12 protein-coding genes and 1 tRNA gene are annotated in these 16,778 nt (G+C 67.5%); 5 read left to right on the top strand and 8 right to left on the bottom strand.

The genetic code is table 11. The features are described from left to right. Positions 1-77: 77 nt before the first annotated feature. Positions 78-1,364: a DUF4032 domain-containing protein gene (locus tag GUY23_RS15315; RefSeq protein WP_228282423.1), complete on the bottom strand. Its 1,287-nt coding sequence runs from the start codon at positions 1,362-1,364 to the stop codon at positions 78-80. Between the two features lie 3 nt (positions 1,365-1,367). Beyond that, a complete protein-coding gene (locus GUY23_RS15310) occupies positions 1,368-2,069 on the bottom strand; it encodes an ABC transporter ATP-binding protein (RefSeq protein ID WP_228282421.1) in 702 nt (233 codons plus the stop codon). A gap of 184 nt (positions 2,070-2,253) precedes the next feature. On the opposite strand from GUY23_RS15310, the gene GUY23_RS15305 reads away from it, so the two are divergent. After that, positions 2,254-3,255 (top strand): LacI family DNA-binding transcriptional regulator, encoded by a 1,002-nt coding sequence (locus tag GUY23_RS15305; protein WP_166973801.1) that lies wholly within the window; start codon positions 2,254-2,256, stop codon positions 3,253-3,255. Further along, on the top strand, positions 3,252-4,439 hold the full coding sequence (locus tag GUY23_RS15300) for a LacI family DNA-binding transcriptional regulator (RefSeq protein ID WP_166973798.1): 1,188 nt from the start codon (positions 3,252-3,254) through the stop codon (positions 4,437-4,439). The genes GUY23_RS15305 and GUY23_RS15300 overlap by 4 nt, the downstream gene beginning before the upstream one ends. A gap of 136 nt (positions 4,440-4,575) precedes the next feature. Here GUY23_RS15300 and otsB read toward each other — a convergent pair whose 3' ends face one another. Both otsB and GUY23_RS15290 read right to left on the bottom strand, forming a co-directional pair. Continuing rightward, complete coding sequence (gene otsB, locus GUY23_RS15295; protein WP_166973795.1) at positions 4,576-5,523, bottom strand: trehalose-phosphatase; 948 nt, start codon at positions 5,521-5,523, stop codon at positions 4,576-4,578. A gap of 10 nt (positions 5,524-5,533) precedes the next feature. Then, entirely contained in the window at positions 5,534-7,123 is a 1,590-nt protein-coding gene (locus GUY23_RS15290) for an alpha,alpha-trehalose-phosphate synthase (UDP-forming) (RefSeq protein WP_166973792.1), read from the bottom strand. A 65-nt stretch (positions 7,124-7,188) separates the two neighbouring features. On the opposite strand from GUY23_RS15290, the gene GUY23_RS15285 reads away from it, so the two are divergent. The 3 genes from GUY23_RS15285 to GUY23_RS15275 all read left to right on the top strand — a co-directional run bounded on the left by GUY23_RS15285 (position 7,189) and on the right by GUY23_RS15275 (position 10,745). Then, positions 7,189-9,369 carry a serine/threonine protein kinase gene (locus GUY23_RS15285; protein WP_166973789.1) on the top strand — a complete coding sequence of 727 codons (2,181 nt, stop codon included), beginning with the start codon at positions 7,189-7,191 and terminating at the stop codon, positions 9,367-9,369. 222 nt (positions 9,370-9,591) lie between these two features. Beyond that, positions 9,592-10,452 carry a DsbA family protein gene (locus GUY23_RS15280; RefSeq protein ID WP_166973786.1) on the top strand — a complete coding sequence of 287 codons (861 nt, stop codon included), beginning with the start codon at positions 9,592-9,594 and terminating at the stop codon, positions 10,450-10,452. Positions 10,453-10,669: 217 nt separating this feature from the next. After that, positions 10,670-10,745, top strand: a tRNA-Thr gene (locus GUY23_RS15275). 328 nt (positions 10,746-11,073) lie between these two features. Here the strand turns inward: GUY23_RS15275 and GUY23_RS15270 are convergent. From GUY23_RS15270 to GUY23_RS15255, 4 genes are all read right to left on the bottom strand, one after another. After that, the gene (locus GUY23_RS15270; RefSeq protein ID WP_166973783.1) at positions 11,074-13,086 is read right to left on the bottom strand and encodes an ABC1 kinase family protein; all 2,013 of its coding nucleotides are present in this window, start codon (positions 13,084-13,086) and stop codon (positions 11,074-11,076) included. 283 nt (positions 13,087-13,369) lie between these two features. Beyond that, the gene (locus GUY23_RS15265) at positions 13,370-14,695 is read right to left on the bottom strand and encodes an MFS transporter (protein WP_166973781.1); all 1,326 of its coding nucleotides are present in this window, start codon (positions 14,693-14,695) and stop codon (positions 13,370-13,372) included. Between the two features lie 70 nt (positions 14,696-14,765). Then, positions 14,766-15,932 (bottom strand): sensor histidine kinase, encoded by a 1,167-nt coding sequence (locus GUY23_RS15260; RefSeq protein WP_166973778.1) that lies wholly within the window; start codon positions 15,930-15,932, stop codon positions 14,766-14,768. Further along, positions 15,932-16,693 (bottom strand): response regulator transcription factor, encoded by a 762-nt coding sequence (locus GUY23_RS15255; protein ID WP_166973775.1) that lies wholly within the window; start codon positions 16,691-16,693, stop codon positions 15,932-15,934. Before GUY23_RS15255 ends, GUY23_RS15260 begins: the two co-directional genes overlap by 1 nt. Positions 16,694-16,778: the final 85 nt, after the last annotated feature.

Raw genomic sequence — 16,778 nt, 5'->3', positions numbered from 1 at the left:
CTCCGTGGGAGCCGCCGATTTCGGCAGGGCTTCCCGCCGGCGGGGCCGTGCAGCGGGGCGGGCCACCTCGGCGAGGGTCAGAACTTCTCGCTGTCGACGTAGCGGATCTCATCGGGGAGGTTCGCGAGATAGTCGACGATGAAGTAGGCGATGGCTTCCATGGTCGGAACGTCGCGCTGGCGGGCACGGGCCATGGTGCGCCGGTGCTCGGCGAATTCGTAGAAGATCTGTCCCGGTTCGAGCTTGCGGGTGAGGTTCTGCGGGATCGCCTGGATGAGCGGTTTGTAGACCTCGTCGAGCCAGCGTCGGGCGGCTTCGGATTCGTCGAGCTCGTCCACCTCGGCGATCTCGGGCGCTGACCGGAACGAGTCGAGGTCGTTGAGCATCGCTCTGGCCTGGTTCTCGTTCGCGCCGATCCCGGTCAGGCGGAGCAGACGCCGGGAGTGGTGGTTGGGTTCGACGACCTTCGGTTCGACGAGCAGGCTGATGCCGTCGATGTCGGTCGTCACGGTCAGCTCGCCGAGGTCGAAGCCCAAGTCGTTGAGGCGGCGGATGCGCTCATCGATGCGCCAGCGTTCATTGACGCTGAACTCCTCGACTCGGGTCAGCTCCGTCCACAGAGCCTGATACGACTCGCACAGCCGTTCTCCTGCGGCCATCGGGTCGGTCTCGGGATCGACGAGCCCCGCGGCCTGCAGGTCGAGGAAGTCCCCGGCGATGTTCATCCGCGCGATCCTCAGGTCCATGTTCCGCTGTCCGTCGGAGAGCTGATCGTGCAGCTCCCCGGTCTCGGCATCGACGACGTACGCGGCATAGGCGTCGGCGTCGCGGCGGAAGAGGGTGTTCGACAGTGAGACGTCTCCCCAGTAGAACCCGACGAGGTGGAGCCGAGCGAGCAGCACGGCCAGAGCGTCGACGAGGCGGCCACCGGTGTCCGTGGCGAGATCGCGGGAGAACAGGGCCCGGTAGGGGAGGGAGAATTCGAGGTAGGCGGTGATGAGTGCGCCGTTGAGCTTCTGCCCGTCGGCAGTGGTGCGGCCGCTGACGACGGCCCGCGGTTCGACCAGAGGTACGTCGAGGTTGCCCAACGCCCCGAGGATGTCGAACTCCCGCATCGCCTGCTTGTCGTCGGTCTCCTTGATCGCGAGGACCTCATCGCCGATCTCGACATAGCGCACGACGTGGCGGGAGATGCCGCGGGGGAGTCCGCCGAGGAGGTTCTCCGGCCACTGCGCCAGCGGCAGATGCCACGGCAGCTCGGCGAGAGCGGTGCGATCGGCGTGGCGGACCGTGTGGATCTCGGGCGCCGTGCCCGGATCGGCCGCCGTGCCCACGGACGGCGGCTGGGACGGGGTGCCCGGCACGGGTTACTGGTCCGAGATCGAGGCCACGAGCGCCTCGGCGAGTTCGGGCTTCTCCACTCCGATGAGCCTGCCGTGGTCGAGGAAGGCGATCCGGTCCCCGAGGACCTTCGCATCCTCGAGGTTCGAGGTCGCATAGATGGTGGTCAGCTCGAACTCCTGCTGGAGCTCCTTGATCAGCGACAGGGTCTCGGCCTGCTGTTCGGGCACGAGGTTGACCACGGGCTCGTCCATGATGAGCACCTTGGGGCGGCGGACGACGGCGCGAGCCAGCGCGACGGTCTGGCGCTGCAGCTGACTGAGGTCGCCGGGTACGGAATCGAGGACGTCGGTGAGTCCGATCGTCTCCATCACGGATTCGACGCGGTCGGTGATCTCCTCGGCCGGCAGCCCGTCGACGCGCAGCGCGAAGCCGAGATTGTCGCGCACGCTCATATGCGGGTAGAGGGCGTAGCTCTCGAGCGCAAGGGTGACGTCGCGGTCGTTGACTGCAGTGTGGGTGATGTCGACGCCATCGATGAGGATGGTCCCGGTCTTCGGGCTCTCGAGTCCGTGGAGCATCCGCAGGATCGTCGATTTCCCGGACCCTGACGGGCCGTAGAGGACGAGGAATTCGCCTGTGTCGACGAAGAGGTTGAACGGATGAACGGACTCGGATGTCGTGTTCTCGTAGACATGACTGAGGCCATTCAACGACACCGTTGACATAAGTCCTCCTCTTAGGTAACTCGTTGAGCAGCTGGTCGTCGGTGACCTGGCGGGGATGCTCAGTCACTCTCATCCTACGTGGTGGGCCGGTCGGGTGCTCAGTCTATTCGACAAAGCGTAGAGTGATTCTCAGCACGATGGCTCTGCGCCGACGCACACAACAGCCGAAAGTAGACTGGCACGCATGAAGGTCACGCTCGACGAGGTCGCCGCCCGGGCGGGAGTCTCCCTGGCCACGGTCTCCCGCGTCCTCGGCCGTCGTGGGGCCGTCGCGGAGTCCACGCGGGCGAAGGTCTTCGAAGCGATGAATGAGCTCGGCTATTCGCGTTCGACCCTGCTCCATGATGCGCCGAGGCGGCTCGTCGCCGTCAGTGCCCCCGGCAATCCCGAATACTGGCAGGTCCAGGTGTGCACACGTGTGGCCCAGTCCCTGCAGGACCATGATCTGCTCGTCACCCGCCCCCTGGTGGAGACCGACCCCGAACCGCTGCAGGTCGCCATCGACGCCGGGGCCGTTGCCCTGGTGACACCGACTCTGACGAGCCTGCACACCGAGATCCCCTGCATCCGCGTCGATGAGCAGTCCGCCAGCGCAGACCAGTCCGCCGAGCAGTCCGCCGACCCGGTCGGCTCGGACATCATCGCCGCTCGGCTCGATCTCGGCGGCGGAATGACCACCGCGTTCGAACATCTGCGTGCGATCGGGCACCGGCGGATCGGTCTGATCTGCAACGACAGCGGCGAGCTCGCCGTGCAGCTGATCCGCCGCTTCCTCGCCGAACACCCCGCCCGGAACCTCGGTCTCGACCTCGAGGACTGGATCGCGCGGGTGCCGAAGTCGTTCTCCGGCGGCTCGCGAGCGATCCTCGAGCTCAAGGATGCCACCTGCACAGCCGTCATCGTGCAGTCGGCGCTGCAGCTGCACGGCGCCCTCTACGGCCTGCGCAATCGGCACCTGCAGGTGCCGCGCGATATGTCGATCGTCGGATTCGGGGACTCCCCGACGATGAAGTTCACCGGTCCTCCGGCCACGGTCCTCGGTCTCGACATCGAGGGGCTGTCGAACGCGCTGGTCGCGGCGACGCTCAATACCTTGCGGATCTCGACGACGGGTCTGCCGACGGTGCCGCCGGTGTTCCGGCCCCGTCTCATCGCCCGCACCTCGACGACGGCGGCCCGCCAGTGAACGGACAGAGCAGTACGGGCACAGGGCCCAATGATCACGCGGGTACGACCGCCGGCCGGACGAACACCCGCCGGACGAACACCGGCCGGACGAATGAGAACAGCCTCGGCCACGCGCTCACGCCCGAGCATCGGCACGTCCGTCTCGCCGAGATCGCCGGTACGGCCGGGGTCTCGAAGGCCACGGCCTCCCGTGCCCTGCGCGATCCCGACTCGGTCTCGGCGTCGTCGAGGCAGAAGGTGCAGCAGGCGCTGGCCATCCTCGGCGCGGCCGGTCACGGCCCCGAACCGCAGACCGCCGGGCGGTCGCGCACCTCGGGGCCTGCGGGCGGAGAACCGCTCATCGCTCTCATCAAACCCGCGGTGTCCGCGGGCAATGTCGACCCCTATGCGCGGTTGGCCGAGATCCTGACGAACCGGATGTTCGGCCTGCGCATCGCCGTCGTCCACATCGAAGCCGTCGCGGAGCACAATGAGACCCTCGCCGAGACGATCCTCGACGACGGGCGCGGCGGTCCGAAGGTGTCCGGGGCCATCGTCGTCGGCGGCGGTGCCGCCGGAGTGCTCGCCGGGATGCTCGCCCACCGCGGGCTGCCGCTCATCCGCATCTCGAATGCCCGCCACGACGACGGGATCTCGCGCATCTACCTCGACGCGACCGGTGGCATCGACACTGCCGTGGCCCACCTCGTCCACCTCGGACACCGCCGGATCGGACTCGCGGTGCTCCGCGATTCCGCCGCACCCGCCCGCATCGCCGGATTCCGCCGGTCGATGGCCGGCATCCTCCACATCCCCGCCACCCGCGACCAGGCTCCCGTCGTCGAAGCAGCAGGAGGAGCGATGGCCGGCGTCGCCGCCGCCGACGAACTCATCGACCTGCGCTGCACGGCCGTCATCGCCTGCGCCCCGTCGCTGTCCTTCGGCCTGCTCGAGGCCGCCCAACGCCTGCGCCTCGACGTGCCCCGCGACCTGTCCGTGCTCACGGTCGGCGACGTGCCCGATGCCGATGTCATAGAACCCCCGCTGTCGCAGGTCGTCTACGACTGGTCGACCGTCGCACAGTCCGCGATCGACGAGATCCGCACGATGATCGCCGCCGGCGACGATCGCGTCCACATCGACTACACCGTCAACCCCGATCTCGTGCTGCGCGCCAGCGCGGTTCCCCCGCAGCGTCGCTGAAGGCGAGGCGGTGCGGAGGAACGCGAATACCCTCGCCGAGGTGGCCGACCGGTGATCGCGGATCAGCCGGTGACTGTCCTCTCCGAGACCGTCGGGCGAGGGACGGAAACGGACGCGCAGCATCCGCCGAGGTGGTTCAGCTGTGCTCAGCGCCGAGGTGGTCTGCGCGTTCGGCTGCGAGTCGGCTGAGGAGATCGGCCACGGCGTCGGGTCCGGTGATCCGCCACCTCGCCCGAGTCGGAGCGGTGCCGACCTTGACGGTCAGGCCGGCTTCGAGAGTCCGGCCGGTTGTGTCACTCAGCCTGGATGTGGGCGCCTGGTCAGAGTCGAGAGTCTGATCAGCTGAGAGATCGGCCAGGGCGGTGAAGGCATCCTCATCGGTGACGTCGTCGCCGAGATAGGCCATCGCCGTCGGCGCACCCGCCCGCGCCAGGAGCCTGACACCGTCGCCCTTCGTCGCCTGCTTGACCGCGAGCTCGGTGATGTCGTGGCCCTCGATGACGCGGATGTCGGGGAACTCCTCGGCGACCTGCGTGGCATGCTCGTGCAGCGCCGCGGCGACCTCGGGATCGAAGCCGCGGGTGTGTACGGTCCGCGAATAGGGTTTGCGCTCGACGAGCAGGTCGGTCAGAGTCTCCGATGCCGTCGGCGGAAGAGCGTCTTCGAACGCTTCGATGTGTGCGTCGATGGCCGCAAGCCTCTCCTGCTCGGCCGCGGTGAGTTCGGGGGAGTGCGAGACTCCGGTGCCGGCAGGGTCACGTCCGGTGTCCGAGCCGAGTTCCGCCTCGGCGCCGTGGGAGCCGATCATCCATACCGACTCCGGTGTCTCGGTCAGCTGTCGCAGGGTCGCGATGTCGCGGCCGGAGACCAGTGCCACCCGGGTGCGCGGCAGCCTGGCCAAGGCCGCGATCGCCGCTTCCGATCCCGCGGTCATCCGCGAGGTCTCGGGATCGTCCTGCAGGGGTGCGAGCACCCCGTCGAAGTCGAGGGCCACCAGCAGGGAATCGGCGATGGTGAGATCACGCAGATCCACCTCGGCGGGGGTGGACAGGGCAGGGACGAGCACGGTCGGTTTCGATGTCACTCAGCTTCTCCTAGCGGGCAGTGGAGATGTCGTCTGTCCACTCGGCATCATCGGGTCGGTCGGCCCGATCGGAGGGCGCGGCCGGCACATCCGGGGGAGGCGCGGTCCGGTTCTTCTGCACCACCGGCCGGTCGGGAACGATGACCTCGGGATGGTGCTTGATGTGCTCGAGTTCGGCGAGGAAGTTCTGCGACCACCGGCTCACGGTGTCCGTGGCGACCCGCTTGCGCATCTGCTTCATCCGACGTGAGCGGGTCCTCTCGTCCATCTGCACGGCCTCGAGGATGCCCGCTTTGAGGTCGGCGATGTCGTGGGGATTGACCATCACCGCGCCCTTGAGCTGTTCGGCCGCGCCGGTGAACTCGGAGAGCACGAGGGCTCCGTCATCGCGCCTCCGGCAGGCCACATACTCCTTCGCCACGAGGTTCATGCCATCGCGCAGAGCGGTCACGAGCATGACATCGGCGGCGAGGAAGAACGCCGTCATCTCATCGCGCGGATACGAATGATGGAGGTAGCGGACGGGGATCGACCCCACGTCGACCTGTTCGCCGTTGATCCGCCCGACAGCCAGTTCGACGTCGTGGCGGATGATCTTGTACTGCTCGAGCCGCTCCCGCGAGGGCGTGGCGATCTGAATGAGCACGACGTCATCGACGTTGAGCCGTCCCTCGGCGATGAGCTCCCCGAACGCTTTGAGTCGGTGGCGGATGCCCTTCGTATAGTCCATGCGATCGACGCCGAGCATGACCACCCGCGGATTGCCGACCTCCTCGCGGATCTGCTTCGCCCGCTCGAGGATCTCCGGGTCGCGAGCGAGCTCCTCGAGGTAGGGGGTGTCGATCGAGATCGGGAACGACTCGGCGCGGACGAGGTGGGCAGGAAGGAAGTCGCCCGGCGGGACTGAGACCGTCGACCCCTTCGTCGAATACCCCAGACGCCCGCGGACAGCGCGCCGGAAGTTCGCCGCGTCCCCCGGCCGCTGGAATCCGATGAGGTCGGCGCCGAGGAGGCCGCGGAGGATCTCATCGCGCCAGGGCAGCTGGGCGAAGAGCTCATAGGGAGGGAACGGGATGTGGTTGAAGAAGCCGATCGCGAGGTCAGGGCGCAGCCGACGCACCATCTGCGGAACCAACTGGAGCTGATAATCGTGGACCCACACGGTCGCGGACTGCGCAGCCACCTCGGCGACCTTGTTCGCGAAGCGCTCATTCACCCGCACATACGCGTCCCACCAGGTGCGGTGGTACTCGGGGGGAACGATGACATCGTGATAGAGCGGCCACAATGTGGCGTTGGAGAACCCTTCGTAATACCTGAGGACATCCTCACTCGTCAGGGTCACCGGGGTCAGGTGCATGCCGTCGATCGTGAAGGGCTCGAACTCCTCGTCGGGCACCCCCGTCCACCCGATCCACGCACCCTCTTGGGACTTCATCACCGGAGCCACCGCTGTGACCAAACCCCCAGGTGAAGTACGCCATTGCGCTTTGGGATCATCGGGGTCGCGGTCAACGGGCAGGCGATTGGCCACGACCACGAAATCGCTGCCTTGGGTGGGGAACTCGGTGCTCGGCTCGGCAGAGTCGACGGTGCTCATCTGCGCCTCCTCCTGTGTCTGTCCTTGGAATGAACTGTACCCGCTCGACTAGGCTTGGCCAGGTGATGGTTCAGGAACTGGGGGGCTACCGCCTCATCGAGGAGCTCGGCTCGGGCGGCATGGGTGTCGTCTACCTCGGTGTCGACGGCGGAAACAACCCGGTCGCCGTCAAGGTCCTCCACCCGCACATCGCCAACGATGAGACCGCGCGCAAACGCCTGGCCAGAGAGACGAGGACCCTGCGGCGCATCCGCCACCCCCGCATCGCCGAGGTGCTCGACGCGGAGCTCGACTCCGCACAGCCGTTCATCATCACCGAATTCGTCGACGGGCAGACGCTGTCCGACGACGTCCGCGACAACGGCCCCTTCGCCGAGGACGAACTCGTCCACTTCGGGCACGCGCTGCTCGACTCTCTCAACGCCGTCCACGATGCCGGCGTCATCCACCGCGACCTCAAACCTGCGAACGTGATGATCATGGACGGAGAGCCCATGGTCATCGACTTCGGCATCGCCCAGGTTGCCGACGAGGTGCGGGTGACCGCGACCGGGCTGGTCATGGGCACACCGGGCTACCTGTCGCCGGAGATCGCCGACGGGAAGTCCTCGAGCGAGAAGACCGATTGGTGGGGGTGGGCCGCGACGATGGCCTTCGCCGCGACCGGCCGCAACCCCTATGGCACCGGGCCCCTCGAGGCGGTGCTCGGACGTGTGGCCATGGGTAAGTTCGACCTCGACGGAGCGCCGAAGAACTTCGTTCCCCTCATCTCCGCGTGCCTCGACCCGAAGCCCGAACGTCGCCCCTCGGGGCAGATGATCCTCGACGCTCTCGTCGACATCGAATCCGGTCGGATGCCGCAGCTCGGCTCCGGACCCAGCGGCGGTTCCGGCCGGGGAGTCAGCCGTTCCCCGAGCGGAACCGCGGTCATGCCCGCCGTCGATGACGGTGGTGCCGGGGTCGGTGGCGGTGCTGGTGCACTCGGTGCCGCCGGTGGGGCGCTCGCCGGGGGAGCGGCTGGTGGTGCGGCTGGGTACGGTGCGGCTGAGTACGGTGCGTCCGGGTACGGTGCGAACGGATATGGCGCGGCCGACGGTCGGAGCGGAGCGAACGCGGGCTCGGGCTACCCGGGTTCTGCCTATCCGGGCTCGGGTTATTCAGCCTCGGGCTATCCAGGGGCCGCGAACGGAGGCGCGGGTACCGGCGGCCCAGGTACCGGCAGTCCGGGTGCCGGCAGCCAGCCGCAGTACCCGGGCGCCAGCCGTCCGACCAATCATGCCGGTTCCGGCCACCTCGGCGGTTCGGTGCGCGGACCCGGACAGAGGCCCAACCCCACGCAGCAGGGCACGGCGCCGCCGGTCGGCAACCCGAACGGCAGCATCCAGGCCGCACCGGGATCTCCGATGGCCGGCGCCGACCTCGGCCGGGCAGGATTCGTCCAGCCGGGCAACGGGCAGGGGGCGTGGTCCGGCCAGGGTGGTCCCGGTTCCGGCAGTCACGGTCCCGGCAGTCAGATCATGCAGCCGGGTGGACCCGGCGGGCAGATCGCCCAGCCCGGCGGATCGGGCGGGCAGGCCATGCAGCCCGGCGGGCAGGCCATGCAGCCGGGCAGGCAACCCGGGCAATCCGGTTATCCGTGGACCCCGACGACCTATCGGCGGGTGCGCAGCGGCGGATGGGTCGTCTTCGGTCTCATCGTCCTCGCCGTGGCCGTGATGCCGCTGGGTCCGCTGGCCATCTGCCTCGTCGCACTGATCTGGTCGGTTCTCGCGCGCACGGGCACACGTCTGGAGCGGAAGGTCCAACGGTACAGGTTCGACCGCGGACTGGAATCGGGCGGATTCGGGCGGGCGCTCGCCTCGGCGCCGGGAGCAGTGCTGGCTTCGGTCCTGACCTCGATCGCCTCGTTCATCCTGCCGGCGATCGCGGCCATCGCCATGCTCGTCCTCACGCGCCTCGACATTGCCGGCATCGTGCCCAGCGGTGCCTCCGAACAGTGGTCGGTGTGGGCCGCGGGAGCAGCCGGTTCGCTCGTGCTGTGGGTCGGTCCCGGAGCATCCAGCCTGCGCTACGGCTCGAGGGTGGTCGTCTCAGGAGCGACGCGGAACCACCTCGGGCGGCTCATCGCATTGGCGGTGACGACGCTGCTCGTCGTGCTCGCAGTCATGGTCATCCAGTCGGGTGCGGCCATGTCCTGGTGGCCGCTGCCGTTCAACCCATTCGACTACCTGCCGGGACCGGTGTAGTCAGCGGTGTGGTCTGCCGGAGGCACCTGGGGCGAGGGACGCTCTGCCATGATCGTCGTGAACAGGGGACGGGCTGCGCCGCTCTCTAGTTGAACCTTGAATATTACTGGGAGTCGGTGCGGAGCCAGTTTCGGTACAGTGGTGCCGTCGGGTCGCCACAGCCGCCCCGTACCCGTCGGGCCGCAGGCCGTACCGATGTCAGACGATCCAACGTGAGGAACAATGGCGAAGAACAGCTCCGGAGACGATAAGCGCAAGCAGGCGCGTGAGAACGCCCGCCAGATCGCAGCGAATCAGGCGAAGAAGGAGAAGACCGCCAAGACGATTCTGTACGTCGGCATCGTTGTCGTCATCGTCGCCGTCGTGGCCGTGGTCGCCGTGCTCATCTTCCAGCAGAACAAGCCGGCGGTGAACCCCACGAACTACGTCTCGAACGGCATCACCGTGTCCAAGGACAACACCCTGGTCCAGCCGCAGAAGATGCCCGAAGGCGAGCAGTCCGACCTCCCGGCCCCGACCGAGGCCGGGGCGAAGGACAGCGCTGCCACTGTCACCGTCTACCTCGACTTCCAGTGCCCGGGTTGCAAGGCCTTCGAAGAGTCGAACTCCGGCATGCTCAAGAAGCTCGCCAACGAGGGATCGGTCGTCATCAATTACAAGCCCGTGTCGTTCCTCGACCGGATGTCCAGCGGCAACGAGTACTCGACCCGCTCGGCCAACCTCGCTGCCTGCGTCGTCGACAGCCAGCCGGACAAGGCCATCGATCTCTTCGATGCGCTCTACGCCCAGCAGCCCGAGGAGGGCACCGACGGCCGTTCCGATGAAGAGCTGCTCAAGGTGGCCAAGGACGCCGGCATCGACACCTCGGCGAAGCTCAAGGCCGATTCCGAACAGACCGTGGAGTCCTGCGTCACCGACCAGACGTTCAAGAAGTTCGTCGAGCAGTCGAGCCAGGACGCCCTCGACGACAAGGTCGAGGCCACCCCGTGGGTGCTCATCAACGGCAAGCACACCGAGAACACCAGTGACCCGCAGGCTCTCGCCACCGAGATCCTCAAGGCCACCGGAGAAGTCAAGGGCTGATCGCCGAGGCACTTCACGCAAGCGCATCGTGCGCGAAGGCCGGCCCCGCCGAGGTGGGGCCGGCCTTCGCCGTTCCCCGCGAGGTTGGGCGGGGGCCGGTCCTCGACGTTCCCCGCGGGGTGGATGGGAGCCGGCCCTCGACGTCCCGCCGCGGTTTTGTGGCGGGCACGGACCATGGACTACTATCGTGTAGGCGCAGATGCTCGGTCTGCACCACGCCTCCTTAGCTCAGTTGGTAGAGCACCGCTCTTGTAAAGCGAAGGTCGTCAGTTCGAGTCTGACAGGGGGCTCCACCCACCAGGGCAGATGTCGTGAATACGGCATCTGCCCTGAGTCGTTTTCGCCTATCACTCGTCGTTTTCGCCATGTGGTGCGGTGCGGATGCAACAGCCGAGAGCGGATCACGCGGAAAAGGCACAGGTTTCTCCGAATCACTCACCGAAGAACGTGAGTCGTTCGGAGAGACATGTCCCTCAAACGGCCTGCTGCCAGGCGGCCGCGCAGATCAGCCCAATCGACGCTGAGCAGCCCAGTTCCGCCCTGGGCTGCTCAGCACAGGGCGGGCCGAAGCGTGGAGAACTCTGCCCGCGTCGACCGCAGACGGAAACACTCCGAGGCGTCCTATCCGCCGCCGTCGCGTCTGAACACGAGCATGAGGGAGCGCATGCTCAAGACGAAGCCGCCGAAGAGCAGCACGAAGCCGAAGAACGAGTACAGGTGGATGTCCTTCGTCAGCAGCGGTCCCTCATCGCTGGTGATGAGCATGATCGCACCCACCACGGCCGCTCCGGCGAGGACGGCGACGATGAGCTGTTGGAACAGGCTGGTGAGGAAACTGCGGTCGGAGGGATTCTCGAGCACCCGCATGTTCATCGAGAACCGCCCCTGCTCGAGATCCTCGGTGATCTTATTGATCCGCCGCGGCATCCGGTCGATCATCGGCATCAGCTGCAGCATCCGCCGCTGGAACTCATCGGTGAACTTCGTGCCCTTGAGCTTCGAGCGCACGAGCCTGTTGCCCTCTCGCCTGGACACGGCGACGACGTCGAAGCCGGGGTCGATCGTCAGCAGGGCACCCTCGACCGAGGCCATCGCGCGGAAGGCGGCGCTGATCGGTGCCGGCACCGAGAACCGATGCGAGAGCACGAGATTGAACAGGTCGTCGAAGAGCTTCTGTCCCTGCGCCGCCCGGGTGCCTCCGCCGTAGCGCAGCAGGAGTGCCCCGACGGCGCGTTCGACCTCCCGGTCATCGAGCCCATCGGGACGACCGAGCAGTTCGATGAGGGCATCGGTGGCACCGGCACTGTCGTTCTGGTCGATCGAATAGAGCATGAGGCCCAACGAGGTCTGCGTGCCCGGATCGAGGCGACCGACCGCACCGAAGTCGAGCAGACCCAACTTCCCCTCGGGAGTGATGAAGATGTTGCCGGCATGCAGATCGGCGTGGAAGATCCCGTCGCCGATGATCTGCTCGAGCGTAGCGCCCAGCAGGGTGGTTGCCAAACGCGATCGTTCGGCAACGCTGAGATCGGCCAGCAGCGCGCCCGCCCGTGATACCGGCTGGCCGGGCAGCCGGTCCATGACGAGCAGACGTTCCCCGCTGAGCTCGGGATAGCCGTGGGGAACGGTGACCTCGAACTTCCCCGAACGCTTGAGAGAGGCTTCGATGCTGGCCATGTTGTCGAGTTCGATCCGGTAGTCGAGCTCCTCTTCGAGCGTGGTGGCGAACCCAGCGGCCAGTGACCGCACGCCCAGATCCCGGCCCCACGACGTGGTCTTGTTCTGCCACGCCGCCAGCCGCAGGATGATGTCGAGGTCCTGGGTGACCTGGTTGAGCGCCTTCGGCCGTTGCACCTTGACGATGACCTCAGTGCCGTTGAGCAGGGTCGCTTCGTGCACCTGCGCCACCGAGGCGGCCGCCAGCGGGGTGGAATCGATCCGGGCGAACACTTCGCCGATGGGTCGGCCGAGCCGCTCCTCGATGGCCGGTTCGATGACCGACCAGGGTTCGGGAGTGACTTGGGTCTGGAGGGTCTCGAGCTCACGGACGAAGACGGGAGGGAGGATGTCTCGGCGGGTCGAGAGCATCTGTCCGAGTTTGACGAAGGTCACCCCCGCCTCGGCGAGGGATTCCTTGAGGGCTCGCGCTGTCTTGACCTCGCGGCCGGGGGAGTCGCCGCCGAAGCCGCGCAGCTGGGAGCCGAGACCGTGCCTGACCGCGATCGACACGACCTGGGCGTAGCGGCGGGTGCGCCGACGGCGGGACTTCCACCCGAAGAACAGCGACTGCGGCCCGGGCAGAGATCCCGTGGGGAAGGCCGCCTCGAGCATAACGAGGGCACCGACGCCGAGGGCGAAGATCCAGCCGAGCGCGAGCACCGTGAACAGCAGCGCCACACCGGGGGAGACGTCGAGGCCTGTGGAGTTCTGACCGGTTCCGGCCCGATAGAGGTACTGGACGGTCACGGCCACGAGGGCGCTCATGGCAAGGCCGACGGCGAGAGTGCGCGGCCAGCCGGTGGGGACTCCGACGACACGACGGACCACGGTGGCGGCGAACCACGACTGCAGGAAGAGGAAGACGAGCGCGGCCAGGCTCACCAGCACGTACCCGCCGACGTCCAGGGCTCCCATCGATGACTCTCCTGATCCTGTTCGGGCGCTCGGCTTCGGGCCGTGAGCCGAACATCGTCGAATCGGTCACCTCCAGCCTAGACCGTTGGGCTGCTCCTGCGGGCGGGCGTGGTCCCGAGGGTCGGGGACGGGGTCAGGTGCGGCGTCCGAAGCCGGGGCGGGCTCAGGTACGGGACCAGAGGCGGCGACGGAGTTGGAGACAGGTGCTGCGCCGGGGCCGAGCGCGGCGCTGGAGTCAGGTCCGGCACCGAAGTCGGCACCGGAGTCCGTGCCGGGGTGAGCGTCAGACCCGGCGGCGCCGTCCGGGCAGTCCGATCTGACGTGCCCAGACGAGCACCCAGACCGCTCCGAGGAGGGCGAAGAGTCCGGGGAAGAGCACACCGAACCTCAGCGTGGTCAGGGTGATGATGAGGGAGAGCAGGCTCGGCCCGCCGAGCTTGCCGCCGTTGTTGAAGATCGCCCAGATGCCGAGGAAGCGCGGCCGCCCCACCGCCGGTGACAGGTCCGCCCCGATCGTCATGTTCACTCCGGCGCCGAGGCCGTTGCCGAAGGCCATGACGGCGGCAGCGATGACCATTCCCGACAGATCGGGGAGGGTAACCATGATGATGAACCCGGCCCCGAAGATGGTCAGGCATGCGACGAGGGTGGCGATCCGCCCGAGGTGGTCCTTGATGTAGGCGCCGAGGAACATGACGATGAGTTCGAGGCCCGCGCCGAAGGCGATGACGAGCGAGATCGAGGACTCGTGCAGGCCGATCTCCACACCCCCCAGCTGGATGACCACGGGCTGAGCGGCGCGTGCGGCCGCGAGGGTGATGATCGTGATGCCGACGAGCACGACTGACTTCCAGCGCACATCCAAGGACGGGCGGCGTTCCCGTTTCGGCCTCTTCCCGCGAGCGCCCGCAGCCGCCTCGGTGCGGGAATGTTCGCCGGAGGAGTTCCGACCGGGGCCGGTCGGATCGATCGACGGCCGACCGGGGGCCGCCTCGGCGGGAGAATCCTTCGCCGAGGCGGCCCGCGGGTGATCGTCGAAGCCGGGGATCCGTGCGATCGGCAGCGCCATGATGACGATCGCGGCGACGGCGGTGACGCCGGAGAAGACGAACACCGACCAGATCGGCAGGAACAGCATGAGCCCGGCGCCGACCATCGGGCCGACGAGGTTGCCCACCCGCTGCGTGCCGCCGAGCGCGGTCATCGCCTTGGCCAGATCGGCCGCGGGCATGACCTCGGCGACGACGGCCTGCCGGGCCAGGCTCCACACGTCGGAGACCGGGGCGAAGAGCATGAGCGCGATCGTGTAGACGAGCAGCGAGTACGGGGAGTGCCATACGAAGGCCGCGACCACGGCGGTGAGGACGACGACGGCGGCGAGCGTGGCCACGAGCATCGCCCGGAAATCGCCGAGGCGGTCGATGAGGATCCCCGCCGGGACCGTCGCGGTCAGCGACACGGCCCCCATGATGCCGACGATCGCCGCCGCGAACGAGGCGGTCGAACCCAAGGTGAGCGCGCCGAGGACGAGGATCGGCATGATCGCACCCAATCCGACGGCGAAGAGCAGGGACGGCGCGAGGACCGGCCACAGGATGGGTTTGAGCACCCGTCAAGTCTAGTTCGTCATGGTGTCGACCCGGACGCAGCGCGATCCCGCACGAAACACAGCCGTCGGCTCACTCCACGGGGACAGCCGCCGGCAGACGCACCTCGAAGCAGGCTCCTACCTGCGTGTTCGAGACGCCGACGGTGCCGGCATGGGCTTCGACGATCCCACGCACGATCGCCAGCCCGAGCCCCGCCCCGCCGGAGAGCACGTCGCCGCCACCGATGGGTTCGTCGGGAGTCCGCGACGGAGTCCCACGCCACCCGGTTGTGAAGATTTCGGTGAGAGCTTCGGTGGGAATGCCGCCGCCTGAGTCAGAGACGGTGAGCACCGCCTGACCGTCACTGTGACGGCTCGTCTCGAGCACCACCTCGGCGCGGTCAGGGGAGTGTTGGAGGGCATTCATCAGCAGATTCTCGACGACGCGGGTGAGCTCCTTGGGGTCGCCGATGACGGTGAGGTCCTTGAGTCCGCGGGCTTCTACGGTGATCTGCTTGGACGCCGCCACCAGGCGCAGATCTGCCACCGCATCGGAGACGAGGTCATAGAGGCTGACCTCGATGCTCTCGAGTTCGAGGCTGCCAGACTGGATTCGGGAGAGCGCGAAGAGGTCATCGACCATGCGGGAGAGCCGATCGACCTGCACGCGGATGTTCGCATAATAGCGGTCGGGGTCGTCGACCATTCCGTCCTCGAGGGCCTCAGCCATTGCCTTGAGGCCGGCCATCGGCGTCCGCAGGTCGTGGGCGATCCACGCGATGAGCTCCCGCCGGGAGCGGTCGAGGGCGGCGACCTCATCGCGGGTGTCAGCAAGCCTGACGCTCGTGGCCACAAGCTCGGCTCGCAGCTGTGCAGTCTCCGAGGCGTCCCGCTCATCGGGGACCTCTCCGAGGCGGCGTCCCAGTCCCACCTCGGCGGCCAACGCCCGCAGCTCCCGGTGCTCACGAGCGACGATCCGCCCGAGGATGAGGGTGACCAGGGCGGTAGAGACGAGTGAGGCCGCGGCCACCGTGAGGAAGACGATGAGGTCGTGTTCGGAAAGGTACATCGCCGAGGCGATCGCCACCATCCCGGCGAGCACGGAGATCAGCGTCGTCGCCACGATGATCGTCAGCCGCACCGTCAGGGTGCGGCGTCTGGCCAGCCACAGGGCGAAGACCCCGAGTGCGCCGACGAGGAGGGAACAGCCGATCGCGACGAGGAAGATGATCGTGAGATCGGGAAGCGGTAAGGGCATCAGCGCACCCCTTCGGTGTCACCGTCAGCATCGACATCACCATCGGTGTCGACGTCAGCGTCGAAACGGTAGCCGGCACCCCACACCGTGGTGAGGAATACGGCGTGTGAAGGATCGTCCTCGATCTTCTCCCGCAGTCGGCGCACCGTGACGGTGATCGTCGACAGGTCGCCGACCTCCCAGCCCCAGACGGAGCGCAGCAGCGTCTCCCGGTCGAAGACCTGATTCGGATGCTTGAGGAAAAAGGCAAGAAGGTCGAACTCCCGGGCCGAGAGCTCGAGCGGTCGGCTGTCCCGGCTGACCTTCCGGGCCGAGGCATCGAGCTGGAAGGGGCCGAGCGCGAAGGGCGCTTCGGGAGTCGCCTCGTCGACCGTGCGCTTGAGGATCGACCGAACCCGGAGGACGAGCTCGCGTGGGGAGAACGGCTTGGTCAGGTAGTCATCGGCCCCGGACTCGAGCCCGTCGATGCGGTCCTCCGTGGCCGAGAGTGCTGTGAGCATGAGCACGGGAGTATCGGTGAAGCCCCGCAGGCGCCGGCACACCTCGGTCCCGTCGATGCCCGGCAGCTTCCGGTCGAGGACGACGAGGTCGGGGCGGACGTCGCGGACGGCGTCGATGGCTTGGAACCCATCGGTGACCTCGTCGACGAGGAACCCGGCTGTATGCAGATAGTTGCGGGCCACCTCGGCGACGGTAGGGTCGTCCTCGACGAGGAGGATCCGGCGGTCGCGCAGGGTGGAATCGGGCGGGGTGTCGGTCATGGTTCCAGTGTAGGAACCCGCACGGTCCGCAATCGAGGAAATGCGGGTCGTCGCGGGCTTTGTCCGTATTTCGTAAGGATTCGAC

This window comes from Brevibacterium atlanticum, from assembly GCF_011617245.1.
Lineage (GTDB): Bacteria > Actinomycetota > Actinomycetes > Actinomycetales > Brevibacteriaceae > Brevibacterium > Brevibacterium atlanticum.
This window is presented reverse-complemented; position numbering and strand designations above follow the sequence as displayed.

Coding starts and splice junctions, on each gene's coding strand:
- GUY23_RS15305 (WP_166973801.1), top strand. CDS start 2,254: ATGAAGGTCACGCTCGACGAGGTCGCCGCCCGGGCGGGAGTCTCCCTG.
- GUY23_RS15285 (WP_166973789.1), top strand. CDS start 7,189: ATGGTTCAGGAACTGGGGGGCTACCGCCTCATCGAGGAGCTCGGCTCG.
- GUY23_RS15270 (WP_166973783.1), bottom strand. CDS start 13,086: ATGGGAGCCCTGGACGTCGGCGGGTACGTGCTGGTGAGCCTGGCCGCG.
- GUY23_RS15280 (WP_166973786.1), top strand. CDS start 9,592: ATGGCGAAGAACAGCTCCGGAGACGATAAGCGCAAGCAGGCGCGTGAG.
- GUY23_RS15260 (WP_166973778.1), bottom strand. CDS start 15,932: ATGCCCTTACCGCTTCCCGATCTCACGATCATCTTCCTCGTCGCGATC.
- GUY23_RS15310 (WP_228282421.1), bottom strand. CDS start 2,069: ATGTCAACGGTGTCGTTGAATGGCCTCAGTCATGTCTACGAGAACACG.
- GUY23_RS15290 (WP_166973792.1), bottom strand. CDS start 7,123: ATGAGCACCGTCGACTCTGCCGAGCCGAGCACCGAGTTCCCCACCCAA.
- GUY23_RS15255 (WP_166973775.1), bottom strand. CDS start 16,693: ATGACCGACACCCCGCCCGATTCCACCCTGCGCGACCGCCGGATCCTC.